Annotated in this window: 28 protein-coding genes and 1 pseudogene; 15 read left to right on the top strand and 14 right to left on the bottom strand. The window is 73.4% G+C overall.

Annotated features, from left to right (window positions below):
- Positions 1-7 precede the first annotated feature (7 nt).
- The gene (locus HL189_RS09795) at positions 8-790 is read left to right on the top strand and encodes an SDR family oxidoreductase (protein ID WP_369133509.1); all 783 of its coding nucleotides are present in this window, start codon (positions 8-10) and stop codon (positions 788-790) included.
- Positions 791-808: 18 nt separating this feature from the next.
- Here the strand turns inward: HL189_RS09795 and HL189_RS09790 are convergent.
- The 4 genes and pseudogenes from HL189_RS09790 to aceA all read right to left on the bottom strand — a co-directional run.
- Positions 809-1,033: pseudogene (locus HL189_RS09790) on the bottom strand (serine hydrolase); the annotation flags it as partial.
- Positions 1,034-1,060: 27 nt separating this feature from the next.
- Positions 1,061-1,582 (bottom strand): serine hydrolase domain-containing protein, encoded by a 522-nt coding sequence (locus tag HL189_RS09785; RefSeq protein WP_369133508.1) that lies wholly within the window; start codon positions 1,580-1,582, stop codon positions 1,061-1,063.
- 67 nt (positions 1,583-1,649) lie between these two features.
- On the bottom strand, positions 1,650-3,305 hold the full coding sequence (gene aceB, locus HL189_RS09780) for a malate synthase A (protein ID WP_369133507.1): 1,656 nt from the start codon (positions 3,303-3,305) through the stop codon (positions 1,650-1,652).
- Positions 3,306-3,343: 38 nt separating this feature from the next.
- On the bottom strand, positions 3,344-4,651 hold the full coding sequence (gene aceA, locus HL189_RS09775; RefSeq protein WP_369133506.1) for an isocitrate lyase: 1,308 nt from the start codon (positions 4,649-4,651) through the stop codon (positions 3,344-3,346).
- 122 nt (positions 4,652-4,773) lie between these two features.
- Between aceA and HL189_RS09770 the strand changes: the two genes are divergently transcribed.
- Positions 4,774-6,237 carry a helix-turn-helix domain-containing protein gene (locus HL189_RS09770; RefSeq protein ID WP_369133505.1) on the top strand — a complete coding sequence of 488 codons (1,464 nt, stop codon included), beginning with the start codon at positions 4,774-4,776 and terminating at the stop codon, positions 6,235-6,237.
- Positions 6,238-6,288: 51 nt separating this feature from the next.
- Here the strand turns inward: HL189_RS09770 and HL189_RS09765 are convergent, their stop codons facing one another.
- Complete coding sequence (locus tag HL189_RS09765; RefSeq protein WP_369133504.1) at positions 6,289-6,759, bottom strand: hypothetical protein; 471 nt, start codon at positions 6,757-6,759, stop codon at positions 6,289-6,291.
- A gap of 502 nt (positions 6,760-7,261) precedes the next feature.
- Between HL189_RS09765 and HL189_RS09760 the strand changes: the two genes are divergently transcribed.
- From HL189_RS09760 to gcl, 8 genes are all read left to right on the top strand, one after another.
- Positions 7,262-8,521 carry an aldolase gene (locus HL189_RS09760; RefSeq protein ID WP_369133503.1) on the top strand — a complete coding sequence of 420 codons (1,260 nt, stop codon included), beginning with the start codon at positions 7,262-7,264 and terminating at the stop codon, positions 8,519-8,521.
- Between the two features lie 51 nt (positions 8,522-8,572).
- Positions 8,573-8,815, top strand: a complete 243-nt coding sequence (locus tag HL189_RS09755; RefSeq protein ID WP_369133502.1) for a thiamine-binding protein — start codon at positions 8,573-8,575, stop codon at positions 8,813-8,815.
- A 127-nt stretch (positions 8,816-8,942) separates the two neighbouring features.
- A complete protein-coding gene (gene uraD, locus HL189_RS09750; protein WP_369133501.1) occupies positions 8,943-9,437 on the top strand; it encodes a 2-oxo-4-hydroxy-4-carboxy-5-ureidoimidazoline decarboxylase in 495 nt (164 codons plus the stop codon).
- Positions 9,434-9,769, top strand: a complete 336-nt coding sequence (gene uraH / locus HL189_RS09745) for a hydroxyisourate hydrolase (protein ID WP_369133500.1) — start codon at positions 9,434-9,436, stop codon at positions 9,767-9,769. Before uraD ends, uraH begins: the two co-directional genes overlap by 4 nt.
- Before the next feature lie 7 nt (positions 9,770-9,776).
- A complete protein-coding gene (gene pucL, locus HL189_RS09740) occupies positions 9,777-10,682 on the top strand; it encodes a factor-independent urate hydroxylase (RefSeq protein WP_369133499.1) in 906 nt (301 codons plus the stop codon).
- A 10-nt stretch (positions 10,683-10,692) separates the two neighbouring features.
- Positions 10,693-12,141: a nucleobase:cation symporter-2 family protein gene (locus HL189_RS09735; protein ID WP_369133498.1), complete on the top strand. Its 1,449-nt coding sequence runs from the start codon at positions 10,693-10,695 to the stop codon at positions 12,139-12,141.
- A 124-nt stretch (positions 12,142-12,265) separates the two neighbouring features.
- Positions 12,266-13,150: a 2-hydroxy-3-oxopropionate reductase gene (locus HL189_RS09730; protein WP_369133497.1), complete on the top strand. Its 885-nt coding sequence runs from the start codon at positions 12,266-12,268 to the stop codon at positions 13,148-13,150.
- Between the two features lie 31 nt (positions 13,151-13,181).
- The gene (gene gcl / locus HL189_RS09725; protein WP_369133496.1) at positions 13,182-14,957 is read left to right on the top strand and encodes a glyoxylate carboligase; all 1,776 of its coding nucleotides are present in this window, start codon (positions 13,182-13,184) and stop codon (positions 14,955-14,957) included.
- A 69-nt stretch (positions 14,958-15,026) separates the two neighbouring features.
- Here the strand turns inward: gcl and HL189_RS09720 are convergent, their stop codons facing one another.
- The 4 genes from HL189_RS09720 to folE all read right to left on the bottom strand — a co-directional run bounded on the left by HL189_RS09720 (position 15,027) and on the right by folE (position 17,954).
- Entirely contained in the window at positions 15,027-15,509 is a 483-nt protein-coding gene (locus tag HL189_RS09720; protein ID WP_369133495.1) for an anti-sigma factor antagonist, read from the bottom strand.
- 32 nt (positions 15,510-15,541) lie between these two features.
- Positions 15,542-15,865: a TraR/DksA family transcriptional regulator gene (locus tag HL189_RS09715; RefSeq protein ID WP_369133494.1), complete on the bottom strand. Its 324-nt coding sequence runs from the start codon at positions 15,863-15,865 to the stop codon at positions 15,542-15,544.
- A 159-nt stretch (positions 15,866-16,024) separates the two neighbouring features.
- Positions 16,025-17,275 (bottom strand): NAD(P)/FAD-dependent oxidoreductase, encoded by a 1,251-nt coding sequence (locus HL189_RS09710; protein WP_369133493.1) that lies wholly within the window; start codon positions 17,273-17,275, stop codon positions 16,025-16,027.
- A 28-nt stretch (positions 17,276-17,303) separates the two neighbouring features.
- Positions 17,304-17,954, bottom strand: coding sequence for a GTP cyclohydrolase I FolE (gene folE / locus HL189_RS09705; protein ID WP_369133492.1), 651 nt, complete (start codon positions 17,952-17,954; stop codon positions 17,304-17,306).
- An 85-nt stretch (positions 17,955-18,039) separates the two neighbouring features.
- Here folE and HL189_RS09700 point away from each other — a divergent pair, with 85 nt between their 5' ends.
- The 3 genes from HL189_RS09700 to HL189_RS09690 all read left to right on the top strand — a co-directional run bounded on the left by HL189_RS09700 (position 18,040) and on the right by HL189_RS09690 (position 19,702).
- Positions 18,040-18,738, top strand: a complete 699-nt coding sequence (locus HL189_RS09700; RefSeq protein WP_369133491.1) for a helix-turn-helix transcriptional regulator — start codon at positions 18,040-18,042, stop codon at positions 18,736-18,738.
- Between the two features lie 125 nt (positions 18,739-18,863).
- On the top strand, positions 18,864-19,250 hold the full coding sequence (locus HL189_RS09695; RefSeq protein WP_369133490.1) for an ArsR/SmtB family transcription factor: 387 nt from the start codon (positions 18,864-18,866) through the stop codon (positions 19,248-19,250).
- Complete coding sequence (locus HL189_RS09690) at positions 19,211-19,702, top strand: SRPBCC domain-containing protein (protein WP_369133489.1); 492 nt, start codon at positions 19,211-19,213, stop codon at positions 19,700-19,702. Before HL189_RS09695 ends, HL189_RS09690 begins: the two co-directional genes overlap by 40 nt.
- Positions 19,703-19,720: 18 nt before the next feature.
- On the opposite strand, the gene HL189_RS09685 is transcribed toward HL189_RS09690, so the two are convergent.
- Positions 19,721-21,532, bottom strand: a complete 1,812-nt coding sequence (locus tag HL189_RS09685; RefSeq protein WP_369133488.1) for a thiamine pyrophosphate-requiring protein — start codon at positions 21,530-21,532, stop codon at positions 19,721-19,723.
- Between the two features lie 83 nt (positions 21,533-21,615).
- The gene (locus HL189_RS09680; protein WP_369133487.1) at positions 21,616-21,915 is read right to left on the bottom strand and encodes a hypothetical protein; all 300 of its coding nucleotides are present in this window, start codon (positions 21,913-21,915) and stop codon (positions 21,616-21,618) included.
- 99 nt (positions 21,916-22,014) lie between these two features.
- Here HL189_RS09680 and HL189_RS09675 point away from each other — a divergent pair, with 99 nt between their 5' ends.
- The gene (locus HL189_RS09675) at positions 22,015-22,269 is read left to right on the top strand and encodes a hypothetical protein (RefSeq protein ID WP_369133486.1); all 255 of its coding nucleotides are present in this window, start codon (positions 22,015-22,017) and stop codon (positions 22,267-22,269) included.
- Positions 22,270-22,276: 7 nt separating this feature from the next.
- On the opposite strand, the gene HL189_RS09670 is transcribed toward HL189_RS09675, so the two are convergent.
- Genes HL189_RS09670 through HL189_RS09660 form a run of 3 tightly spaced genes read right to left on the bottom strand, consistent with a single transcriptional unit; the run spans position 22,277 to position 24,541 of the window.
- The gene (locus tag HL189_RS09670; protein ID WP_369133485.1) at positions 22,277-23,494 is read right to left on the bottom strand and encodes an acyl-CoA dehydrogenase family protein; all 1,218 of its coding nucleotides are present in this window, start codon (positions 23,492-23,494) and stop codon (positions 22,277-22,279) included.
- 24 nt (positions 23,495-23,518) lie between these two features.
- Positions 23,519-24,028, bottom strand: coding sequence for a DinB family protein (locus HL189_RS09665; protein WP_369133484.1), 510 nt, complete (start codon positions 24,026-24,028; stop codon positions 23,519-23,521).
- Positions 24,029-24,040: 12 nt separating this feature from the next.
- Positions 24,041-24,541, bottom strand: a complete 501-nt coding sequence (locus HL189_RS09660) for a GAF domain-containing protein (protein WP_369133483.1) — start codon at positions 24,539-24,541, stop codon at positions 24,041-24,043.
- Between the two features lie 1,054 nt (positions 24,542-25,595).
- On the opposite strand from HL189_RS09660, the gene HL189_RS09655 reads away from it, so the two are divergent.
- Positions 25,596-26,060: a thermonuclease family protein gene (locus tag HL189_RS09655; RefSeq protein WP_369133482.1), complete on the top strand. Its 465-nt coding sequence runs from the start codon at positions 25,596-25,598 to the stop codon at positions 26,058-26,060.
- The last annotated feature ends 6 nt before the right edge of the window (positions 26,061-26,066 follow it).

The raw sequence follows: 26,066 nt of genomic DNA, 5'->3' as shown, positions 1-26,066 counted from the left end.
GCCCACCATGGACCTCACCGCGCAGGACGGACCTCAGGGGATCCGACTGCACCTGCCCGGTGAGACTGCCGTGGTCACGGGCGCGGCCAGTGGCATCGGACGAGCTCTGGCCCGACGCCTTGCCCAGGCCGGTGCCCGCCTCGTGCTCGCTGACATCGACGGCCCGGCTCTGACGGCCACCGCCCACGAGGTGGGGGCGACCGCGGTCGTCACGGACGTGGCCAGCCCGGATGACAACGAAGCGCTCGCCGACGTAGCAGGTCCCGCTCGCGTCCTGTGCCTGAACGCCGGGGTGACCGGCAGCCACGTCGGACCGGTGTGGCTGACCCCGCCCGATCAGTGGGCACGGGTGATCGGCGTCAACCTCGGAGGCGTGATCAACGGGTTACGGGCGTTCGTCCCCCGCATGCTGTCCGACGACCAGCCGCACCACATCCTCATCACCGCCTCCCTCGCCGGTCTGGCGACCTGGCCCGGCGGTGGCGCCTATGCCGCGTCGAAGCACGCGGTGGTGACGGTGGCCGAGCAGACGGCACTGGAGCTGTCCGACAGCAGGATCACGGTCACGGTGTCGTGCCCGGCGCTGGTGCGGTCGGGCATGTCCACCGAGGGAGCCGAACCCGACGACGTGGCGGTCGAGGCGCTCGACGCCACGGCGCGAGGGGAGTTCACCGTCGTACCGACCGAGTGGCGCCAAGCCGTTCGCGACCGCGGCGTGAGGTTGGCCGCCGGAGAGCAGCCACGATTCCCGGCCGCGACACCACCGGCAGCGGGTGAGGGGTCGAGGTGACATCTCGATCTCGGCCGATCAGGCCGGCAGGCCGGTGAGCCCGTCGTAGGCGGCCGTCACTAGCTGCATCCCCCGGGTGTCGTCCGCGGGTTCGCGCATCTGGTTCGTCACGTACGCCACCGCCATCCTGTTGTCGGGATCGACCAGGACGAGCGAGCCGCCCCAGCCGCCCCACCCGAGCGAGCTGCCGAACAAGCCGTACCCCAGCCCCCAGCGGACGGACATGCCCAGCCGGCGGTCCTCGCGTCGAACTGCTCCTCCCGTGCCCGGTCAGCGCCCGCCGGCGACAGCAACTGCACCCCGTCCACTGCTCCTCCGCAGGCCAGCACCGACTGCACGAGGGCGACCGAGCGGGCGTTGCCGAAGCCGCTCGCCGCGGGGACCTGCGCCCGACGCCAGGCCATGCTGTTCCCGTCCCGGACCCGGACGGCGGTGCCGGGGGAGGGTGCGCCGCCGGCGGACGACCTCGCCCACGAGGAAGCCCTGGGTGAGCGAGTGGGACCCCGCCGCGCTCCCCGGCTCCCACAGCGGCTCCTGCCCGGCCAGCCGCGCCGTGGCGGACGGCCAGTCGTAGAGCTCCTCGATCGGCCCGTTCCAGTCGGGCAGGCCCGCGGTGTGCGCGAGCAGGTGCCGCACCAGCACCTGCTCCTTGCCCGCCGCGGCGAACTCGGGCCAGAACCGGGCGACAGGTGCGGCGAGGTCGAGATCCGCGTCCCCGTCGTCCAGCTGTACCGCCAGCGCCGTCGGCACCGCGGTGAACAGGTCGTCGTAGGAGCCCCGGATGTCGGCCATGCTCCCTACTGACGCCCACCGGCCGGCCGGAGGCAACCGATTTCCTCCAGCCGGCGCGGTGGCTGCGTCAGCAGCGCGGTGCCTCCACCAGGTGCCCCACGTAGCCGGGGACGGTGAAGAACGTCGGGTTGTCCTCACCCGACGTGACCGCCCGGACCAGCCGCGCGGCCTCGTCGAACCGGTCGTCCGCGGTGCGGGGCTGGGCCGCGACGACCTCGTCCAGCAGCTGCTCGACGTAGCCGGGGGTCACCCGGGTGCCCTCGGTGGTCGTCGTGCCGTGCGCCAGCCACTGCCCCAGCTGGGCCCGGCTGACCTCTGCGGTGGCGGCGTCCTCGATGTGCCCGTCGATCGGGACGGCGCCGATCCCACGCAGCCAGGCCTCCATGTACCGGACGGCGACCGAGACGTTGGCCCGCACCCCCTCGTCGGTGACCGGGCCGGTCGACCCGCGGACGTCGAGCAGGTCGGCGGCGGTGACCGTGACGTCCTCCCGCAGCCGCCCGAGCTGGTCGGTCGCCCCGCCGAGCTCCCCGTCGAACGCGTGCCGCGCGGTGCGCACCAGCGCGGGGTGGGCCACCCAGGTGCCGTCGAAGCCCTGCCCGGCCTCCCGCCGCTTGTCCGCGGCGACGCCGGCGAGCGCCCGCTCGGTGCCCTCCGGGTCCCGGTCGTCCGGGATCACCGTGCTCATGCCGCCGATCGCGTGCGCCCCGCGCCGGTGGCAGGTGGCCACCAGCAGCTCGGTGTACGCCCGCATGAACGGCGTCGTCACGGTCAGCGCCGACCGGTCCGGCAACACCCAGGACGCCCCGCGGCCGCGGAACTCCTTGATGATGCTCGCCAGGTAGTCCCACCGGCCGGCGTTGAGCCCGGCGCAGTGCTCCCGCAGCTCGTGGAGGATCTCCTCCATCTCGAAGGCCGCCGAGATGGTCTCGACCAGCACGGTCGCCCGGATGGTGCCCGGGGCCAGCCCGAGCACCCGTTCGGTCTCGGTGAAGACGTCGTCCCACAGCCGCGCTTCCGCGGCGGTCTCCAGCTTGGGCAGGTAGAAGTAGGGGCCCGAGCCCCGGTTCACCAGTTCGCGGGCGTTGGCGGCCATGTACAGGCCGAAGTCGACCAGCGACGCCGATGCCGGTGTACGGCGGCCGGAGGAGTCGGTGGCGCACAGGTGCTTCTCGACCAGGTGCCAGCCCCGGGGGCGGAGGATGATCGTGGGTGCGGCGTCCCCTTCGGGGGCGCCCATCCACCCCCGGACGGCGTCGGCGAGCACGACCTGCCCGTCGACGACGTTGCCCCAGGTCGGGCTGGTGCCGTCCTCCAGGTCGGCCACCCAGGTCTGCGCGCCCGAGCCGAGCGCGGCGGTCGCCGACCGGCGGTCGACCGGGCTGGTGATCTCCACCCGCCGGTCCGCCAGCCCGGGCCCGGCGCCGGCGACGCGCCAGCCCGGATCGGACCGGATCGCCGCGGTTTCCGGCCGGAAGCGCAGGTCACGGCCGTTGGCGACCGACGTCCTGCGGCGGGCCCGGTCGGCGAGCAGCTCGGCGCGGCGGGGACCGAAGCGGTCGTGCAGATGGGCGAGGAGGTCGAGTGCCTCCGGGGTGAGGACCTCCTCGCCGCGGGGCAGCCGAGGACCGAGGACGTCGATCCGGCCGTGCGGGGGCCGGTGCTCGGGCGGGGCGGCGGCGGGGGGCAGGGAGAGGGTGGGCGGGGTCTCGAGCGTGGTCATGGCGGAGCTCCTTCGGGTGGGGGGGGGGGGAGCGCGGGTCAGTGGAACTGCTCGGACTCGGTGGACCCGACCAGGGCGAGGGTCGAGCTGGCCGGGTTGAGCGCGGTGGCGATGCGGTCGAAGTAGCCGGTGCCGACCTCGCGCTGGTGGCGGGTGGCGGTGTAGCCGTCGGCCTCGGAGGCGAACTCGGCCTCCTGCAGCTCCACGTAGGCGCTCATCTGCCGCTCGGCGTAGCCGCGGGCCAGGGTGAACATCGAGTGGTTGAGCGAGTGGAAGCCGGCCAGGGTGATGAACTGGAACGCGTAGCCCATCGCGGCCAGCTCGCGCTGGAAGCGGGCGATCTGGTCGTCGTCCAGGTGGCTCTTCCAGTTGAACGACGGCGAGCAGTTGTAGGCCAGCTTCTGGTCCGGGAACTCGGCGTGCAGCGCCTCCGCGAAGCGCCGGGCGAGCTCCAGGTCCGGAGTGGCGGACTCGACCCAGATCAGGTCGGCGTAGGGGGCGTAGGCCAGGCCGCGGGCGATGACCGGGTCCAGGCCGTTGCGCACGGTGTAGAAGCCCTCCGCCGTCCGCTCGCCGGTCAGGAAGGGCCGGTCGCGCTCGTCGTGGTCACTGGTCAGCAGCGTCGCGGCGAGGGCGTCGGTCCGGGCGATGACCAGCGACGGGACGCCGGCGACGTCGGCGGCCAGCCGGGCGGCGTTGAGCGTGCGCATGTGCTGGCCGGTGGGCACCAGGACCTTCCCGCCCATGTGGCCGCACTTCTTCTCCGAGGCCAGCTGGTCCTCCCAGTGCACGCCCGCCGCGCCGGCCGCGATCATCGAGCGCATGAGCTCGTAGGCGTTGAGCGGACCGCCGAACCCGGCCTCGGCGTCGGCGACGATCGGCACCAGCCAGTCCCGCTGGTCCCCGCCCTCGGCCGCCTCGACCTGCCCGGCCCGCAGCAGCGCGTTGTTGATGCGGCGGACGACCGACGGCACGGAGTCGACCGGGTAGAGGCTCTGGTCGGGGTAGGTCTGCCCGGCCGTGTTGGCGTCGGCGGCGACCTGCCAGCCGGACAGGTAGATCGCCTTCAGCCCGGCCCGGACCTGCTGCACGGCCTGGTTGCCGGTGAGCGCGCCGAGCGCGGAGACCCACTCCTGCCCGTCGGCGGCCTGGATCAGCTCGAACAACCGCTCCGCCCCCCGCCGGGCGAGCGTGTGCTCCTCCACCACCGGCCCGCGCAGCGCGACGACGTCCTCCGCGGTGTGGTCGCGGCGGATGCCGGCCCAGCGGGGGTCGGTCTGCCAGGCGAACGCCAGGTCGGTGGCGGTCTCGACGGCGTCGCCGGGGCGGGTGGGGTGCGGGCTCATCAGGGCTCCTTGCGGGTCGGGGAACTGCCTTGCTGCGATGAGCCTGCGGGGCGCGGAGTACGGCGAGTAGGGGTTGACCACGAGAACTTGACCGGTTCTTCCCGCACCGCGAAGATCCGCAGATGATCGACAGCTACGACCCACTGGTGGTCGGACGGCGGGTCCGGGAGCTGCGGAGCGCGGCCGGTCTCACCCTCAGCGACCTCGCCGGCCGTCTCGGGCGGGCGCCCTCGCACCTGTCGATGGTGGAGAACGGCAAGCGGGAACTGCGGCTGGGTGAGCTCCACGCGGTGGCCGGGGCGCTCGGCGTGGACGTCGCCGACCTGCTGTCGCAGGCACCGCGGTCACGCCGCGCCCAGCTGGAGATCGCGCTGGAGCGGGCGCAGCGCAGCCCGCTGTTCACCTCACTCGGACTGGCCCCGCTGGCGGTGCGCAAGACGCTGCCCGATCAGGCCATCGAGACGGTCCTCGCCCTGCTCAGCGAGCTGGAGAAGGTGCACGAGCAGCGGGCGGCGACGCCCGAGCAGGCGCGCCGGGCGAACACCGCGCTGCGCGCGGAGATGCGCCGGCGGGGCAACCACCTGGCCGAGCTGGAGACGACCGCCGCCACCCTGCTGGCCGCGGTCGACTACACCGGCGGCCCGCTGTCCCAGCGGGTCGTGGCCGACCTGGCCGGCCACCTGGGGTTCACCATCCACCACGTCGGCGACCTGCCCGCCTCCACCCGCAGCCTCACCGACCTGGAAGGCCGGCGCATCTACCTGCCGCGCCAGTCAGAGGCCGGTCGCGACCCCCGGTCGACCCTGCTGCAGGCGCTGGCGGGCGCCGTCCTCGACCATCGGCCGCCGGAAGACTACGAGTCCTTCCTCCGCCAGCGCGTGGAGAGCAACTACCTCGCCGGAGCCCTGCTCGTCCCGCAGGCGACCGCGGTGCCGCTGCTCAAGGCCGCCAAGGAGCGGCGGGAGCTGTCGGTGGAGGACCTCCGCGACGCCTACGCCGTCACCTACGAGACCGCGGCCCACCGGTTCACCAACCTGGCCACCGAGCACCTGGGCATCCCGGTGCACTTCCTGAAGGTGCACGAGTCCGGCACCATCGCCAAGGCGTACGAGAACGACGACGTGCGGTTCCCGAGTGATCCGCTGGGCACCGTCGAGGGCCAGCTGGTCTGCCGGTACTGGGCCGCCCGGCGGGTCTTCGCGGTGGAGGACCGGTTCAGCCCGTACCACCAGCTCACCGACAAGCCGGGTGGCACCTACTGGTGCACCTCCAGCATCCAGACCACCGGGCGGGGCGCGTTCTCCCTGTCGGTGGGCACGTCGTTCCCCCACGCGAAGTGGTTCCGCGGCATGGACGCCGACCAGCGGTTCACCTCGACTTGCCCCGACGAGAACTGCTGCCGTACGCCACCGGCCGCGCTCGCCCAGCGCTGGGCCGGCCGGGCGCTGCCGAGCCCGCGGCTGAACGCGTCCCTGTTCGCGACGCTGCCCACCACGCCCAGCATGACCTCGGCGTCCCCTCCGGGGGTCGACACCACCGACGCGTACCGCTTCCTCGACCGGCACTCCGGGGGCGGCCGACCCTGACCGCCCGGTCCGCCGCCGCGGAGGCTGCATCCATGAGCCCCGCGACCGGGGTCACACGTAGCACGGATCGGGGAGCCACTCGCCGACGTGGAGGAACCCGCCGGCATCGGTCTGCCACCAGTACTCGACGTAGACCTGGGCGTCGACGTCCCCGAGCCCGAACTCGGGGAACTCGAACGTGTAGGTGGTCCATCCCAGGGCCGGGTACTGGACGCCGCCGCGGAACTCGCTCACGGCGAAGTCCTGCCCGGTGGCGACGTCCCGGAGGAACACCCGGGCGCTGGCGCGTTCCGGGTCGGGCGAGGCCGTCAGCTCGATGGTGTTGGTGATCGCGATGCAGTCCGCGCGGGTGTGGACCTGGATGCCGTTGGGCGTGAGCACGTCCGCGTTCGCGGGGGGAGCGAGGGCCGCGAGTCCGGCAGTGGCGGCCGTGGTGGCCGTGACCAGGCCCAGGACCCTCCGGCGCCGCGCCACCGCGGAGTCGGGGTTGCGGTCGGTCGCAGAGGTGTGGCGGTGGATCATCGTGCTCTCCTCGGGTCCTCCGGGTGGCGCCCGGTCCGCTGCGGCGGGCGCAGTCCCGCTGGCAGAAGCCGTGACCACCGCTCGGGGACTGTCGGATCGCGGGCTGGAGACGGCCAGAGCCTCGTGCACCACGGGTTCCCGGGCCGGATCCGGAACCGGCGGGTCATCACGATCGGTGCGGGTCGGCTCATGGGTCGACGTCGTCCCTCGGTGGCGGTGCCGCAGCTCAGCGGCTCGATCCGCGCTCGTCCTTGTTGTCCCGCCCGCCAGTCACTAGCGTCCGCGGCGCGGGATCAGCGCAGCGACCGGGTCCGGGCGGACCGGTCGTCGTCCGCGGTGGTCGTCCGGAGAGCCTCTCCACCGGCGACCCCCTCGAGCGCACCCGCACCGTGGGAGCACACCGGCGCGCCCGAGCGCGGCGGTGACCAGGGCATCGGCACGTGCCGGTGCCGCGCGCCGGCGGCGGACCCGGACGCCGACGGACACGGAGAGATGGGGACGGATGAGCCAGCACCTCGAGGACCTCGCCGGCGAGCTCGACCAGCGGCTCGCTGCCGCGGACGCGGCCCTGCTGGCCCAGTACCCCGGTGACCGGGGTGGCCGGCAGCCGATCCACACGGTGTACGTCCCCGCCGACCAGTACGGCCCGGACACCGTGCCGACCTGGGGCCGCACGGCGCAGTCGGCGCTGGACGAGCACGCCGGCTCGGCCGCCGACCTGGCGACGGCGACCGGGCTGGCCGGGCCGCTCGTCGAGGAGCTGCTCCCGCGGGTGGCCGCCAAGCTGGCGCGCGAGCCGATCGAGGACCTGCGCGTCGACTTCGAGGACGGCTACGGGCGCCGGCCCGACGAGCAGGAGGACGCCGCCGTCCGGGAGGCAGCGCGAGCGCTGGCCGACGCGGTCCGGGCGGGCACCGCGCCCCCGTTCCACGGTCTCCGCTTCAAGAGCTTCGAGGTGCCGACCCGTCGCCGGGGCCTGCGCACCCTCGACCTGTTCGTGGCCGAGCTCGCCGAGCGCGACGCGCTCACCGACGGGTTCGTGGTCACCCTGCCCAAGGTCACCTCGGTGGACCAGGTCGAGGCGATGGTGGTCGCGTGCGCCCGGATCGAGCAGGCGCGGCAGCTGCCGGCCGGGCGGCTCCGCTTCGAGATCCAGGTGGAGACGCCGCAGGCCATCCTCGGCGGGGACGGCACGGCGCTGATCGCCCGGATGGTGCACGCGGCCGGGAGCCGGTGCACCGGCCTGCACTACGGCACCTACGACTACTCGGCGTCCTGCGGCATCGCCGCGGCGTACCAGAGCATGGAGCACCCGGCCGCCGACCACGCGAAGGCGGTGATGCAGGTGGCCGCCGCGGGCACCGGTGTCGCGCTCAGCGACGGCTCCACCAACGTGCTGCCCGTCGGCGGGCGGGACGCGGTGCACGCGGCCTGGCGGCTGCACGCCCGGCTGGTCCGGCGCTCCCTCGAGCGGGGCTTCTACCAGGGCTGGGACATGCACCCCGCCCAGCTGCCGACCCGCTTCCTGGCGACCTACGCCTTCTACCGCGAGGGCTTCGCCTCCGCGGCCGCCCGGCTGCGCGCCTACACCGGCGGCGGCGACTCCGGGGTCCTCGACGAGCCGGCGACCGCGATCGCCCTCGCCGGGTTCCTGCTGCGCGGGCTGGACTGCGGTGCCCTGGACGAGGGCGAGCTGGTCGACGGGGTCGGCATCGACGTCCCGGCGCTGGCCGAGCTGGCCCGCCGCGCGCGCCCGGCCTGACCGGTCCTCGCCGCCTGCCGCGGACGGGCAGGCCCGCGTAGCGTGCCCGCCATGCGGCTGGCAGCGGAGTTCACGACCGAGCCCTTCGTCGGCGAGGGGACCCCGCCGCCGCACGCCACCGAGACGCTGCGCCTCGTCGAGACGGCCGGACTGACCTGCGAGTTCGGCCCGCTGGGGACAACGGTCTCCGGTGAGGACGACGAGCTCCTGCCGCTGCTCGGCCGGGTCCTCGCCACGGCCCTCGCGCACGGCGCGACCCGGGTCTCCCTGCAGGTGGAGCGCGTCGACGGCTGACCCGGGCCGGTCGATCGCCGAGCTCCCTCCGCCAAGAACTTCAACAAACTGTTGACGTGACGCCGGTCACCTGACAACCTTCTCACTGCGCGGAAAGTTACTTCCGTCACACGAGAGGAGGGTCTGCGTGGATCTGCCCGACTTCAACTCCGCTCCGGCGGAGGAGGTCACTCCGGCGCTCCTGGCCTGCTGCGACGTCCCGTCCTGGGCCACCGCGGTCCGGGACAACCGGCCGTACGCCGACCTCGGCGCACTGCTGGCCACCGCCGACGCGGCAGCCCGGCAGTTCACCCGGGCCGACGTGGACCGCGCCCTGGCCGCGCACCCCCGGATCGGGGAGCGGGCGGTCGGGAACGGCGCCGAGGCGGCCTGGTCGCGGGAGGAGCAGTCCGCGGTCGAGCAGGACGCCGCCGTCCAGCGGGCGCTGGCCGAGGGCAACCGCGCCTACGAGGACCGCTTCGACCGGGTCTTCCTCATCTGCGCCACCGGCCGGTCCGGCGAGGAGGTCCTCGCCTCCCTCCGCAGTCGGCTGGGCAACGACGAGGCGACCGAGGCCGGCGTCGTCGCCGACGAGCTCCGCCGGATCGCCCTGCTCCGCTTGCGCCGGGTGGTCGGGGCATGAGCCTGATCAGCACCCACGTGCTGGACACCATGCTCGGCGAGCCGGCCGCCGGCCTGCTCGTCCGGCTCGAGCAGGTCGTCGGCAGCGAGCCCGCCGTCCTCGCCGCCGGCACCACCGACGACGACGGGCGGGTCCGCTCGCTGGGACCCAACCGCGTCTGCCCCGGCACCTACCGGCTCGTCTTCAACACCGCCGGCTACTTCACCCGCACCGGCCAGCCCTGCTTCTTCCCCGAGGTCAGCCTCGCGTTCCTGGTGGCCGACCCCGAGCAGCACCTCCACGTCCCGGTGCTGCTGAGCCCGTTCGCCTACTCCACCTACCGAGGGAGCTGAACCGTCCATGTCCATCAGCCTGGGCCCCAACCAGTACGGCAAGGCGGAGAACCGCCTCGTCCGCGTCTACCGGGACACCGCGCGCCACGAGATCCGCGACCTCAACGTCTCCTCGGCGTTGCGCGGCCGGTTCGGCGACGCGCACGTCACCGGCGACCAGAAGGACGTCCTGCCCACCGACACGCAGAAGAACACGGTCTTCGCCTTCGCCAAGGAGAAGGGCGTCCGCTCGATCGAGGAGTTCGGGCTCACCCTCGGCGACCACTTCCTGGAGGCGTCGCCGGCCGCCGACGGCGCCCGCATCGAGATCGAGGAGTACGCCTGGCAGCGCATCCCGGTCGACGGGGCCGGGCACGACCACTCCTTCGTCCGCTCCGGTGGGGGAGTGCGGACCACCGTCGTCAACGTCGACGGCCGCGGGGACGACCGGCGGGCGCACGTCGTCTCGGGTCTCACCGACCTGACCCTGCTCAAGTCCACCGGCTCGGAGTTCCACGGCTTCCTCAAGGACAGGTACACGACCCTCCCGGAGACGACCGACCGCATCCTCGCGACGTCCCTGGTCGCGCGCTGGCGCTACGACCACACCGACGTCGACTGGGACAAGTCGTACGACGCCATCAAGGCCCTGCTGCTGCAGCGGTTCGCCGAGATCCACAGCTACGCGTTGCAGCAGACCCTCTACGGCATGGGCCAGGCCGTCCTCCAGCAGCACCCCGAGGTCGCCGAGATCAAGTTTTCCGCACCCAACAAGCACCACTTCCTGGTCGACCTCTCGCCGTTCGGGGTGGAGAACCCCGGTGAGGTGTTCCACGCCGCGGACCGGCCCTACGGGCTGATCGAGGCCACCGTCGTGCGCGACGACGCGTCCGACCCCGGCTCGGCCTGGCACGGCGTGCCGGGCTTCTGCTGAGGAGGCCGAGATGTCGTTGCGCACGAGGTCGGCGGACGGGACGAGCCGCCGGACCACCGGTCGTCCCGAGGACGAGAAGCTGCCGGTCGGACAGCTGCTGGTCTACGGCACCCAGCACATCCTGACCATGTACGGCGGGGTCATCGCGCCCCCGCTCATCGTCGGTGGCGCCGCCGGGCTCTCCGGCACGGACCTGGCGCTGCTGGTGACCGCCGGGTTGTTCATCAGCGGCCTGGCCACCGTCCTGCAGACGATCGGCATCGGCCCGCTCGGCGCCCGGCTGCCGATCGTGCAGGGCATCTCCTTCGCCAGCGTCTCCACGATGGTCGCGATCGCCAGCGAGGGCGGCCTGCGCCCGGTCTTCGGGTCGATCATCGTGGCCGGCCTGATCGGCCTGGTGCTGTCCTCGTTCTTCGCCAAGCTGGTCCGGTTCTTCCCGCCGGTGGTCACCGGCACGATCATCACGGTGATCGGGCTCTCCCTGATGCCGGTGGCCTTCACCTGGGCCCAGGGCGGAGCGGGTGCTGCCGACTTCGGCTCGATGGGCAACATCGGGTTCGCCGGCCTGACCCTGCTGATCATCCTGGTGATCAGCCGGTTCTTCCAGGGCGCGATCTCCCGGCTGTCGATCCTGATCGGAATCGTGATCGGGACGGTGGTCGCCGCCGTGGTCGGCAAGGCGGACTTCTCCGGCGTCGGGGAGGGGTCGTTCGTCGCGCTGCCGCCGTTCATGCACTTCGGCAGCCCCACGTTCGAGATCGGGGCGATCATCTCGATGACCGTCGTGATCGTGGTGATCATGACCGAGACGACGGCGGACATCCTGGCCATCGGCGAGATCGTGGAGACCCCCGTGGACTCCCGCCGGGTCGCCGACGGGCTCCGCGCGGACATGCTCTCCACCACCATCGCGCCGTTCTTCGGCACCTTCCCGGCCAGTGCGTTCGCCCAGAACGTCGGGCTGGTGGCGCTGACCCGGATCAAGAGCCGGTACGTCGTGGCCACCGGTGGTGTCATCCTGGTCCTGCTGGGTCTGCTGCCGGTCGTCGGCCGGGTGGTCGCCGCCATCCCGCTGTCAGTCCTCGGGGGCGCCGGCATCGTCCTGTTCGGCACGGTCGCCGCCAGCGGCATCCGGACGCTGTCCCGCGTCGAGTACGGCGACGGCCTGAACCTGGTCATCGTGGCGACGGCCATCGGCGTCGGCATCATCCCGATCGCCGCCCCGACCTTCTGGGACGCCTTCCCGACCTGGTTCGCGACGATCATGCACTCCGGGATCAGCGCCGCGGCCATCGTGGCGGTCGTGCTGAACCTCGTGTTCAACCACTTCCGGGCGGGGACCAGGCCGGGCGCCTCGGTCATCGCCGCCGTCCCGGACGAGCGCGGCGTCGCCCCTGGCACGCCCGACGCCCCCGGCACCTCGCAGGCACCCGCGACCCGGCCGCGCAGCGAGCACTGAGGGCACCGAGCCCGCTGCCCGCCGGTCCTCCGCGACCCGGCGGGCAGTGGGAGCCTTCGTTCCACCCCGCCGCCCCGGCGGCATCGCACCCCGTCCCCGCGCACCACTCGAGAAGGGCAGCGACATGACCACCATCGCGTTCATCGGGCTCGGCATCATGGGCAGCCCGATGTCGGTCCACCTGGCCAAGGCCGGCCACGACGTCGTCGGCTACAACATCACCCCGAACCGCACCGGGCCGCTGGAGGAGGCCGGCGGCCGGGCCGCCGGCTCGACCGCGGAGGCGGTCGCCAACGCCGACGTCGTCGCCGTCATGGTGCCCGACTCGCCGGACGTGCAGGCGGTGCTCACCGGGGACGGCGGCGTCTTCAGCGCCGCCAAGCCCGGCAGCCTGATCATCGACTTCTCCAGCATCCGGCCCGACGTCACCGCCGAGCTCAACCGGGAGGCCACCGAGCGCGGCTTCCGGATGATCGACGCCCCGGTGTCCGGCGGTGAGGCGGGCGCGGTCAACGCGGCCCTGTCGATCATGGTCGGCGGCACACCGGAGGACTTCGCCGCCGCCAAGCCGTTGCTCGACACCGTCGGCAAGACCGTCGTGCACGTCGGCCCGGCCGGGTCGGGGCAGACGGTCAAGGCGGCCAACCAGCTCATCGTGGCCGCCAACATCCAGGTCCTGGCCGAGGCCGTGGTCTTCCTGGAGGCCTACGGGGTGGACACCACCGCGGCCCTGGAGGTGCTCGGCGGCGGGCTGGCCGGCTCGAAGGTGCTGGACCAGAAGAAGCAGAACATGCTCACCCGCTCGTTCGACCCCGGCTTCCGGATCGACCTGCACCACAAGGACCTCGGCATCGTGACCTCCGCCGCCCGCGAGGCAGGGGTCGTCGTGCCGCTGGGTGCGCTCGTCGGCCAGCTCATGGCCTCGGCCCGCGCCAACGGGGACGGCGGCCTGGACCACTCCGCGCTGCTCCGCGGGGTGGAACGGCTCTCCGGCCAGACGCCCCGCTGACCCCCGACCGACCTCTCGAGAGGAGCACGCCATGCCCCGCATGACTGCCGCCCGAGCCGCCGTCGAGATCCTCCGGCGGGAGGGCGTCACCCACCTGTTCGGCCTCCCCGGCGCGGCGATCAACCCGTTCTACGCCGCGATGCGCGACCAGGGCGAGCTCACCCACGTGCTCGCCCGGCACGTGGAGGGCGCGTCGCACATGGCCGAGGGGTACACCCGGGCCGCCGCCGGCAACATCGGCGTCTGCATCGGGACCTCCGGCCCGGCCGGCACCGACATGATCACCGGGCTGTACTCCGCGTCCGCCGACTCGATCCCGATCCTGTGCATCACCGGGCAGGCGCCGGTGGCCCGGCTGCACAAGGAGGACTTCCAGGCCGTCGACATCAGCGCGATCGCGGCGCCGGTGGCCAAGTGGGCCACCACCGTCCTGGAGCCGGCGCAGGTCCCCGGCGCGTTCCAGAAGGCCTTCCAGCTCATGCGGTCGGGCCGACCGGGACCGGTGCTGATCGACCTGCCGATCGACGTCCAGCTGGCCGAGATCGAGTTCGACCCGGAGACCTACGCTCCGCTGCCGGTGGCGACGCCGCGGGCCACCCGCGCCCAGGCGGAGAAGGCGCTGCGGATGCTGTGCGCCGCCGAGCGGCCGCTCCTGGTGGCCGGCGGCGGGATCGTCAACGCCGACGCCGCAGACCTGCTGGTCGAGTTCGCCGAGCTCACCGGCGTCCCCGTGGTGCCGACGCTGATGGGCTGGGGCACGATCCCCGACGACCACCCGCTGACCGCGGGGATGGTCGGCCTGCAGACCTCGCACCGCTACGGCAACGCCACGATGCTGGAGGCGGACTTCGTCCTCGGCATCGGCAACCGGTGGGCCAACCGGCACACCGGCGGCCTGGACACCTACACCCGCGGGCGCACGTTCGTGCACGTCGACATCGAGCCCACGCAGATCGGCCGGGTCTTCGCGCCCGACTTCGGCATCGTGTCCGACGCCCGGGCCGCCCTGGAGGCCTTCCTCGAGGTGGCCCGGGAGCTGGCCGCGGCCGGGGAGCTGCCGGACCGCGCGGAGTGGGCGGAGTCCTGCCGGCAGCGCAAGCGCACGCTGCAGCGCCGGACCGACTTCGACGCCGTCCCGATCAAGCCGCAGCGGGTCTACCAGGAGATGAACCGGGCGTTCGGGCCGGAGACGGTCTACGTCAGCACGATCGGGCTCTCCCAGATCCAGGCCGCCCAGCTGCTGCACGTGTACCACCCGCGGCACTGGGTCAACGCCGGCCAGGCCGGGCCGCTGGGCTGGACCGTGCCGGCCACCCTGGGGGTCGCGACCGCGCGCCCGGAGGCCACCGTGGTCGCGCTGTCCGGCGACTACGACTTCCAGTTCATGATCGAGGAGCTGGCGGTCGGGGCGCAGTTCCGCATCCCGTACGTGCACGTCCTGGTCAACAACGCCTACCTCGGCCTGATCCGGCAGAGCCAGCGGGGCTTCGACATGGACTACTGCGTGCAGCTGTCCTTCGAGAACCTCAACAGCCCGGAGGTCGGCGCGTACGGGGTCGACCACGTCAAGGTCGTCGAGGGGCTGGGGTGCAAGGCGCTGCGGGTGACCGAGCCCGAGCAGATCCTGCCGGCGCTGGAGCAGGCCAAGAAGCTGATGGCCCAGCACTCGGTGCCGGTCGTCGTCGAGGTGGTCCTGGAGCGGGTCACCAACGTCTCGATGGGCACCGAGATCGACGGCGTGGTCGAGTTCGAGGAGCTCGCCGAGCGGTCCGAGCACGCCCCCACGGCGATCGCCCTGCTGGACTGACTGTGAGCCTGGCCGGGCCGGCCTGGTGGTGACGGGCCGGCACCGGCCCGGCCGGCGGGGTCGGTCCGATCAGGACCTCGACCGCCGGTGGGCGCCGGCGTGCCCCGTCCCGGTCCGGCCGTCCCCGCACCGGGCCGGGGCCCGCCGCGGGAGGCGCCGCGGTCGCGCCGCCTCCCGCGTGGGCCGCGTCGGGAGGGGGCGCTCGAGCGACACCAGCTCGCTCAGACCGGTCAGCTGCAGCGGACGGAGCACCCTCCGGCGACTGCACCGGAGCACCAGCCGGGCGGCCCTGCTCCGGCAACGGCGGTGCGCCGAGGCCAGCGACGCGATCCCGGCCGCTCCCAGGAAGGTCACGCGGTCGAGCTCGACGACGAGCTCGGTGAGCCCGCGCCGGTCGGTCTGGGACTGCAGGCACGCCTCCAGCAGTGGCGCGGTGAAGGCGTCGACCTCACCGGCGACCTCGACGACCACCTGCCCGCAGGAACTCCCGGGCAGGGCGGTCACCGACAGCAGCGGCTCGCGCTGAGCGGCGGGCGGAGGGCGCAGCGCCATGGCACTCCTCGGGACGGCGGGCAGGGTGGTGCTCAGTGCGCCGGCGAGTGGCAGGCCACGCAGCCGGCGGCGAACGGGCGGAACTCCAGCCGCTCCTCCGGGATGGCGGATCCGCAGTGCACGCAGGTCCCGTAGCTGCCCGCGGCGATCCGGCCGAGGGCGGCGTCGATCTCCTCGATCGTGCGCAGCAGCGTGGCGGCCCGGCTCACCGCCACCGGGTCGGGAACGGAGGCCGCGGCCTCGGTCAGGGCCAGCTCACGCTGCCGGAGACACTCCTCGCGCTGGGTCTCGAGCAGGACGCGGAACGGCTCGAACGCCGTCGCGGGGACCGGTGCGGTGGTGCTGACCGTGGACATGGGTGTTCTCCAGGTGTGCCGAGGGCGCGTACCGCCGGGCGGGACGCGTCAGGACGGCCGGAAGGCCGTGCCCCGACCATCGCCCGCCCGGCTGCTGCCGGAACAGGACGGTCACCGGTCAACTGACCCCGATCGATCTTGCCGACGACCGGCAAGGACTCACCCCGGCGTGCCGACGAGGTCGTCCAGCGGGACGTCGGCGTCGGTCAGCCGGGCGGTGTCCACCGACCGGCCGCTGCGGATCAGCCGCTGCAGCGCGTCGGTCACGTCCCAGACGTTGACGTTCATCGCCGCGACGACCCGGCCGCGGGACAGCCAGAACGCGATGAACGCCCGCGACGCCAGCTCCCCGCGCAGCACCACCTGGTCGTAGTCGCCGGCGGCCGCGTGTCCGCTGTACTCCATGCCCAGGTCGTACTGGTCGGTGAAGAAGTACGGCAGCCGGTCGTAGGCGTCGGGCCGGCCGAGCAGCGTCCGCGCCGCCGTCCGCGGCTGGTTCAGCGCGTTGGCCCAGTGCTCGACGCGGACCCGGCGGCCGAGCAGGGGATGGGCCGCGTTGGCGACGTCCCCCACGGCGACGACGTCGCCGTGCGACGTCCGCAGGGCCGCGTCGACGGTGACGCCGTCGTCGACGGCCAGCCCGGCGCCGCGGGCGAGCCCGACCTCCGGGAGGACGCCCACCCCCACCACGATCAGGTCGCCGGCGACCTCGCTGCCGTCGGAGAGTGCCAGGACCCCGGCGGTGCCGCCGGCCGGTCCGGCCGGCCGGACGGCGGTGACGCCGACGCCGACGCGCAGGTCGACGCCGTGCTCCCGGTGCAGGTCGGCGAACACGCCGGCCACCTCGGGCCCCAGGACGCCCAGCGGGACGGCGGCCTGCTCCAGGACGACGACGTCGGCACCCGCCGTGCGGGCGGCGGAGGCGACCTCCAGGCCGATCCACCCCGCACCCACGATGACCACCCGCGCCCCGGGGCGCAGCGCGGCGCGCAGCCGGTCGCTGTCGTCGAGGGTGCGCAGGTACTGGAGGTCCACCAGGTCGGCGCCAGGGACGTCCAGCCGGCGCGGGGACGCCCCCGTCGCCAGTACGAGCTGCCCGAACGGCAGCCGCTCGCCGGTGTCGAGGACCAGTTCCCGGCCGGCCAGGTCGAGGGAGTCGGCCCGCACGCCCAGCCGCAGGTCGACGTCGTGCTGGGCGTACCAGCTCTCCGGCTGGACGAAGACCGACTCGCGGGCTGCCGAGCCGAGGAGGTAGCCCTTGGACAGCGGAGGCCGCTCGTAGGGCAGGTGGCGTTCGGCGCCGACGAGGACGATCCGCTCGGCGAAGCCCTCCTCCCGCAGCGCCACGGCAGTCGTGGCACCCGCCAGGCTGGCTCCGACGACGACGACCGTGTGCGACGACGTGGGCATGACGTCTCCTTCCGAGCCGGGGCGGGGTCTACCAGGCGGCGCCGAGCGTCGCGTGGGCGGTGGCGAGGCCGAGGAACTCGGCCCGGGAGCGGGCGTCCTCGCGCAGCGTCCCGAGCAGGCTGGACGTGACGGTGCTGCTCCCGCCCGCGCGGACGCCGCGCAGCGACATGCAGGAGTGCTCGGCCGCGACGACGACGCCGACACCGCGGGGGCGGAGGTGGGTCTGCAGCCAGCCGGCGACCTGGACGGTCAGCCGCTCCTGCACCTGGGGACGCCGGGCGAACAGCTCCACGACCCGCGCGAGCTTGGACAGCCCGACGATGCGCTCGCCGGGCAGGTAGCCGACGTGCGCGACGCCGGTGAACGGCAGCATGTGGTGCTCGCACAGCGACTGCACCGGGATGGCGCGGGCCAGGACCAGCTCGTCGTAGCCCTCGCCGTTGGCGAACGTCGTCAGGTCGAAGGGGCGCGGGGTGACCATCTCCGCGTAGGCCGCGGCCATCCGCCGCGGGGTGTCCGCCAGGTCGGGCCCGTCGGGCCGGATCCCGAGCGCGTCGAGGAACTCGGCGGCGGCGCGGGCGGCGCGGCGGAGGTCCGGGCCCGGGGTCCCGTGGCGGACCGGCTGCCGCACCGTGCCGCGCAGGACGGCGACGTCGTCCACTCCGGCGGTGGCGGTCATCGCTGCCTCCTTCTAAAGGACGATGAGAGGAACGATAGAAGCTCGGCGCTCTTACGGCAACAGTCTTCTCCGTTAGAATTCGACCGTGGACACCGACAACGACCTGGCCGCGCGGATCGCCGGCGTCAGCGTGCTGGCTGACCCCATCCGGCGGGGGCTGTACCGGTTCGTCGCCGCCCAGGACGAGCCGGTCAGCCGCGACCAGGCGGCCGCCGGGACGGCGCTGCCCCGGCACACGGCCAAGTTCCACCTGGACCGCCTGGTGGAGGAGGGGCTGCTCGACTCCGAGTACCGCCGGCTGTCCGGACGGCGCGGTCCTGGAGCCGGCCGACCGGCGAAGCTCTACCGGCGGTCGGCGCGGGAGCTCGACGTCAGCGTGCCGGAGCGGCGGTACGACGCGGCGGGGCAGGTCCTGGCCGACGCGGTCACCCGGGCCGCCGCCGAGGGGGTCCCGGTGATGGCGGCGGTGGAGGCGGCCGCGGCGGACGCCGGACGCCGGCTGGCCGCGAGCACCGCGGTCGCCGGCGCTGCGGACGGCGCCGACCGGCTGCTCGCCGTCCTGGCCGGGTGCGGCTACGAGCCCCGGGTCGACGGCGGGTCCGTCGTCCTGGCCAACTGCCCGTTCCACGCGCTCGCCCGGGACCACACCGCGCTGGTCTGCGGCATGAACCTGCAGGTGCTGGGCGCCCTGGTGGCGGAGCTGGGGCGCGCCGACCTGCAGGCGGTCCTCGATCCCGCGCCCGGCCGCTGCTGCGTGCGACTGGCGCCCCGCGCCGGGGGATGACCAGCGGAGCGACCCCCTGCCATCCCCGGGGATGCCCGTCCACGCGAGGTGACGGAGGAATTGGGGCGCTGCCTCACCGCCCGCGGCTCTTGCGCGCCGCGCTGTCCCGAGTAACGTACAACCCTGTGGTTGTACATCAGCTGGCTCCGGCGGACGCCGACCGGGTGTTCGCCGCCCTGGCCGACGCGACCCGCCGCGACATCGTCACGCGGGTGCTCCAGCAGGAGGCGTCGGTCTCGGTGCTCGCCCGCAACTACGACATGAGCTTCGCCGCGGTCCAGAAGCACGTGGCGGTGCTCGAGCGGGCGCAGCTGGTGAGCAAGCACCGCCGCGGACGCGAGCAGATCGTCCGCGGCGACGTCGGCACCGTCCGGGCGGCCGCACGGCTGCTCGGGAACCTCGAGGAGCTGTGGCGGGGCCGCATCGACCGCCTCGAGCAGGTCCTCGACGAACTCCCCGGAGGAGATCCGCCATGCCCGTCGTCAGCACCACGCCCGACACCGAGCAGCTGACCTTGACCCTCGTCGCCGAGTTCGCCGCTCCCCCGGAGCGGGTGTGGCAGCTGTGGACGGACCCGCGCCAGCTGGAGCGGTGGTGGGGCCCGCCCGGCTGGCCGGCCACGTTCACCGAGCACGACGTCACGGTCGACGGCAGCTCCCGCTACTTCATGACCGGCCCGAACGGCGAGAAGGCGCACGGTTGGTGGCGCGTCCTCGCGGTCGACGAGCCCCGCTCGCTGGAGTTCGAGGACGGGTTCTCCGACGAGACCGGGGCGCCGTCGCCGGACCTGCCGGTCGTCCAGGGGCGGGTCGAGCTGGCCGAGGCCGCGGGCGGCACCCGGATGACCGTGGTGTCCCGGTTCGCCACCGAGGAGCAGATGGCCCAGCTCGGGGAGATGGGCATGTTCGAGGGGATGAGCGAGGCGATCGGCCAGATCGACGAGCTGCTGCTCTCGAAGGTCTGAGGGCCGGCGGCCGGCCGGTCAGCGCGCGTCGCGCTCCTGGCGGAGCTGCTCCTCCAGCAGGCGCAGCGCGCGCTCCCCGGCCGGCCCCTCCTGCTGCAACCCGGCGACCATCTGCTCGCTCACCGACTCCCCGGCGGGCAGCGGCGGCAGCAGCGGCACCTCCGGGTCCACGACCGCCTCGAGCACGACGGGCCGGTCGGCCGCCAGGGCCTCGTCCCAGGCGGCGCCCACCCGCGCCGGGTCGTCCACCCGGATCCCGCGCAGGCCGAGCAGGTCGGCGTAGCCGGCGTAGGGGAAGTCCGGAAGCTGCTGGCTCGCCCGGAACCGCGGGTCGCCCTCGGTCTCCCGCTGTTCCCAGCTCACCTCGGCCAGGTCCCGGTTGTGCAGCACCAGGACGACGAAGCGCGGGTCGGCCCAGTCCCGCCAGCGGGCGGCCACCGTGATCAGCTCCGCGATGCCGTTCATCTGCATCGCGCCGTCACCGGCGAGCGCGACCACCGGCCGCTCCGGGGCGGCGAGCTTCGCGGCGAGGCCGTACGGCAGGGCCGAGCCCATGCTGGCCAGCGTCGAGGACAGGTGCGCCGGGACGCCGGGCGGCAGGACGAGGTGCCGGGCGTACCAGTAGACGACCGAACCGACGTCGATGCTGACCTGCGCGTCGGCCGGCAGCCGGGAGGACAGCTCGCGGACGACGAGCTCGGGGTTCAGCGGCTCCGCGGGCAGCTGTGCCCGCGCCGCGGCGAGCGCGCGCCAGCGGGTGACCTGCTCCGCCACCCGGTTAGGCCAGGCGACCTCGGTCCGCTCGCGCAGCAACGGCAGCAGCGCGCGCAGCGTCTCCGCGGCGTCGCCGGGGAGCCCGACCTCGACCGGGTACCGGTTGCCCAGCACCGCGGGGTCGAGGTCGACCTGGACGGCGCGGGCCTGGCCGGGGGCCGGGTAGAACTCGGTCCACGGGTCGTTGCTGCCGACCACGAGCAGGGTGTCGCACTCGGCCATCAGGAAGGCGCTCGCGCTGGTGCCCAGATGGCCCATCACCCCGGCGCTGCGCTCCAGTCGCTCGTCGACGAAGGGCTTGCCGAGCAGGCTGGTGGTCACCCCGGCGCCGAGCCGGTCGGCGACCTCCTGCACCAGGTCTCCGGCGTCGCGCGCCCCCTGGCCGACGAGCAGGGCGACCCGTTCCCCGGCGTTCAGCACCTCGGCCGCCTGCCGCAGGTCCTCGTCGTGCGGCCGCACCCGCGGTCGGCGCCACTCCGGCGTGGTAGGGACGACGCCGTGCTCGTGGGGGAGCGGCTCGCCGGCGGGCTCCTCCTGCACGTCGTGCGGCAGGACGACCGCGCACGGCGCCCGGGTGGACAGCGCGGTGCGGAACGCCTGGTCGAGCACCAGCGGGGCGTGCTCGGGGGCGAGCACGGTCTGCACGTAGCCGGTGGCGTTGCCGAACAGCGCCTGCAGGTCCAGGCCCTGCTGGTAGCCCGTCCCCAGCGCGGTGGTCTGCTGCTGGCCGACCAGGGCGACCACCGGGACGTGGTCGAGCTTGGCGTCGTACAGCCCGTTGAGCAGGTGGACGGCGCCGGGGCCCTGGGTGGCGAGGACGACGCCCACCGACCCGGTGTACTTGGCGTGTCCGACGGCCATCAGCGCGGCGTTCTCCTCGTGCCGAGCCTGGACGAACTCGATCTCGTCGCCCGCCCGCCGCAGCGCTCCCAGCACCGGGTTGATGCCGTCGCCGGCGTGGCCGAACAGCCGCCGCACGCCCCAGGCGCGCAGCCGCTGCACCACGAGGTCGGCGACGAGCTGCGGGTCGGACTGGTCAGTGCCGGGCTCGCCCACGCGTACTCCCTGTGCCTGCTCGGGCCGGTCCCGGGCGCCGTCCCCGCCCTACCCGGAGCCGGGCGCACCACGCGGGGGAGGCGTCAGGACGGCGGCAGCACGCGCGGCGCGAACACCTCGTCGATCGGCCGGGGCCCGATGTACTGCCGGCACGAGCACGCCACCCAGGTGTGCCCGGCCCACCGGCCGCGCTTGTTGTAGGTGTCACGGACGACCTCGGCGTGGCAGGTGTTCCGCTCGGGATCGTGCTGGCTGAGCGGGTGCCCGCAGCTGCACACCGCCTGCGGGGTGACCGGACCGGACGGACGCCGACGACCCAGCCGTCCGGCGACGAAACCGACCGCGAGCAGGACGCCACCGACCACCAGGCTCACCGGGTCCACCCGTGCACCACCTCCCGAAGGCCACCCACGGTAGCGCTCCGGGCGGAGGTCCGGCGGAACCGATGATTGGCCGCCTGTGACCCGGGGCACACACAGAGCGTGAGCACGTACGCCGTCGGGTTCGCCCGGCCAGACCGCCGTTCCTGGGCCCAGCCCGTCGACCAGCCGATGTCGTGGCACGCGGTCGAGGCGCACCGACCCGTCGACGAGCTGGACGGCGAGGTCGAGCTGGCGGTCTGCGGCGCCATCGTGCAGGTGTGGGGCAGCCAGAGCTGGGAGCGGGTCGGCACCGGTCGCTCCAGTTGCGCAGAGTGCGTGCGCCGCACCGCGCCGGCGCTCCGGCACGCCGGCTGAGCGCGGGTCAGATCGACTGCGGTGGCTCCGGCGGTGCTGGGCGGCGCGCCGCGCCCCGCCCGGTGATCGCCGAGATGCCGGTGATCTCCCGGCCGACGATCAGCGCCTGCACGTGGTCGGTGCCCTCGAAGGTGTAGATGGCCTCGATGTCGGCGTGGTGCCGGGCGATGTGGTGCTCCAGCAGGATCCCGTCCCCGCCGAACAGGTCGCGGGCGTCGGCGATGACCTGCCGGGCCTTCTTCGCGTTGTTCATCTTGGCCATCGAGGCCATGGCCGCGGTCATCCGGCCCTCGTCGGCGAGCGTCGACAGCCGCCAGCACAGCAGCCGCATGCCGGTGATCTCGGCGAGCATGCGCGCGAGCTTCTCCTGCACCAGCTGGTAGCCGGCGATCGGCTGCCCGAACTGCTCGCGGCGCAGCGTGTGCTGCAGCGCCAGCTCGTACGCGGCCTCGGCGATCCCCAGCGCGCGCCAGGCCACCGTGTAGCGGGTGCGGTCCAGCACGAGCGAGACGTCCCTGAACGACCGGCAGTTCGCCAGCCGGTTCTCCGCCGGCACCCGCACCCCGTCGAGGGTGATCTCGGCCTGCCAGACCGCCCGCAGCGCGGTCTTGCCGGTCATCCGGGCCGCGGTCCAGCCGGCCGACCCCTTCGGGACGACGTAGCCGCCGACGTCGCCCTGCTCGTCGCGGGCCCAGATGAGCACCAGGTCCGCGATCGTGCCGTTGCCGATCCACTTCTTGGCGCCGGTGAGCACGTACTCGTCGCCGTCCCGCCGGGCCCGGGTCTCCAGCGCCACCGCGTCCGAGCCGTGCTGCGGCTCGGTCAACCCGAACGCCCCGATCGTCTCCAGCCGGGCCATCGCCGGCAGCCACCGCTCGCGCTGCTCCTCGCTGCCCAGCATCGCGATCGACTGCATGGCCAGGAAGCTGTGCACCCCGTAGAAGGTGCCCAGGCTGCCGTCGGCGCGGGCCCACTCGGCGGCGACCAGCCCGGCGGCCACGGCGCTCATGCCGGGGGAGCCGTACCCCTGCACGGTGCCGCCGGCGATGCCGAGCTTGGCGATCTTCGGGACCAGCTCGTGCGGGAACTCCGCCCGCTCCCAGAAGTCGTTGATGACCGGGGTGACCTCGCGGGCGCAGAACTCGCGGACCCGGTCGCGGACCTCGATGTCGGCCGGGTCCAGCAGGTCCTCGACGGCGTAGAAGTCGGTGGTGGCGCTGCTCACCGTGCGGACGCTACGCGCGGCAGGTCAGCGTCGTTCCAGGACGCCGCGCAGGTAGCCGGCCTGCCCGGCGTGCTGCAGGTCGTCGGTGATCACGCTGACCAGCCGGACGCCGAGGGTCACCGGCGGGTCCCAGCGGCGGTCCACGACGCGGTCGAGGTCCTCGGCGGTCACGGTCTGCAGGAACTCCGCCGTCCGCCGGTGCACCTCGGCGTGGTACCCGACGAGCAGGTGCGGGTCCTCGACGTGGGTGGCCGCGACGTCGTCCGCGCTGAACCCGTAGCCGGTTGCCGCCGCGTCGAACGGCAGCGCGAAGCGGTCGGCCCACCCGCCCTCGCCGTAGCACTGGGGTCGCCCGGCCACCTCGGCGACGTGGTCGTCCTGGACCCGGGTGAGGTGCCAGACCAGCCAGGCGATGGTGTTGGCGTCCGGGCCGATGCGCGCGGTGAGCAGCCCCGGGTCGATGCTCTCGACGGCTCCGCGCACGGCCTCCTCGACGTTGTCGAAGGCGTTGAGCAGCAGTTCCCGGGACTCCACGGGCGGCGGCCCTCAGCGGCCGGTGACGCTCGGGAGGAGGTCGCTGTCGGCGGGCAGCAGGGTGCTGAGCAGCCGTGCGGTCATCTCCACGGTGGGCAGGTGGCGGGCGAGGCTGCGCGGCTGGGCCCGGGCGGAGACGCCGCACAGGGTGCCGAAGACCTGGCGGTCGTGGGTCACGAGCGGCACGCCGACGTATGCGGCGATGCGCTCGCCGAAGGTGTGCCCGGTGAGCAACCCGTGGTACGAGGGGATGGCGGCGGTGACCGTGGCGACCCGCGGGCCCATGCCCGCGACCATCTTCCGGCAGAAGGACTGGTCCCACGGCACGGTGGCGCCCACGAGCACCTCGTCCCGGGGGTGGGCGTCGATGATGGTCTGCCGCTCGTCCTCGAGGTGGGTGAGCAGCCACACGTCGAGCCCGACCGTGCGGTACAGGAACTCGAGCGTGCTGTGGGCAGCGGTCGGCCAGTCCTGGAACGGAGCGACGTCCTCGACGAGCAACGGGGCGGACATGGTCGAGTTCTAGGGCTCGGCCTTGGGTGGGTCAATGCTCGCCGGAGCGCTGTGACCAAAGCGTTTCGATACCGGGAAGGCTCTTACTCTGCGCAGTCATTTGCTCGCTCAACGCCGCTTTCGGCGACGCGGCGAGGGTCGCGGGTGCCGGCCCCGGCGGTGACGGTGGCGACTGCCCGGCGCATCGGCGCGGCTGACGACTACTGCGGCCTCGCTCTGCATTGCCGTTCCCGCTCAACGGCTGCCGGGCGGAGCTGACTCGATTTCTCGGTCGGCGGTCTCCGTGCACAATTGCGGCGGGTTCTGAATTGCGAGGTCACGGACGACGGGCAGCTGAGCGGTGTATTGCGGGGCGCTGCGATGTCGTCACGAGGGTACGTCGACGAGGGTGGCCGGACACGATGCTGATGACTTTCAGAGCGGCCGTTGCATTCACCGCGGAAAGGTCTCGACAAGGACATCCGTGAACTGGCAGCGGGCCGTCGAGGATGAACACCGGGCAAGGGCCCACTCCCTGCTCAGGGACGAGTCGACGTCTCGCTCCGGGCGGCGCCGTCCGTTCCACCGAGCGGCATCGTGACGCCCGCTCCCGTCGCCGGCCAGCATGCGTCAACCGCCGCGGGCCGCGTTCGCACCCGGCGCTTGCGCTGTGGTCGCTCGTGGGAACTCGGAGGTCGTGCCGAGCTGCACGGCTGCCGCGCCGAGCCATCGACTCGTCCTGCTGCGCCAGGCGATCCCGGCCGGCGTCCAGGGACGAGCGTGTCGAATTCGGCGTCGCCCCACCGTGAGGAACATGTGTCGGGATCCTCTTCCCGGCGTGGGGAGCCCCAATCGGCGGCACCATTCCGGACCGTTCATCGGCCGGTCGGTCGACCTCCGGGTCGGCGGGACCAGCGGCGTATCCGATCACCCTTTGTGCTCTGTCCGCGTCTTACGGTAGCCCGCGCCGACACGAGGTTTCCGTGAGGGTCGTCAGGGGCTGGTCAGCGAGGTCGTGTCGCTATACCTTCCGTCCCGGCTGGCAGTTGCCGTCTTCTACGACCGAGGGGCAATCGTGAGGAAGATCAACGTCGCGACGGGTATCGCGCTCGCGCTTGCTGCGCCGGTCATCGGCGCGGCGCCGGCCCTGGCCGACGAGAGCCGGACCTACGAGGGGACGGTCACCGAGATCGTCGACGGGGACTCGATCCGGGTGAGCGGGATCGCTGGCTCGGTGCGGCTCATCGGGGTCCACGCGCCCCACCCCGGAGGGTGCTACTGGGAGGAGTCGAAGAACTTCGCCGCGGACCAGCTGCTCGGTAGAGGGGTGACCCTGCGGACCGACTCCGTCAACGACCAGTCGGACCACCGGCTGTTCGCCTACGTCTACGTCGATGGCGAGCTGTACAACCAGAAGACGATCCGCCAGGGCTACACCCGAGAGCGCTCCTACGGGCCCGACTACGAGCTCCGCTCGGACTTCCGCGAGGCGCAGCGTCAGGCCAAGGCGGAAGACCTGGGTCGCTGGCACGACTGCTGACGCCTG

Source organism: Modestobacter sp. I12A-02662 (assembly GCF_041028325.1).
In the GTDB taxonomy this organism is placed as follows: Bacteria; Actinomycetota; Actinomycetes; order Mycobacteriales; family Geodermatophilaceae; genus Modestobacter.
Note: the sequence above shows the minus strand (reverse complement) of the source record. Positions and strands in the feature narration are given on the sequence as shown.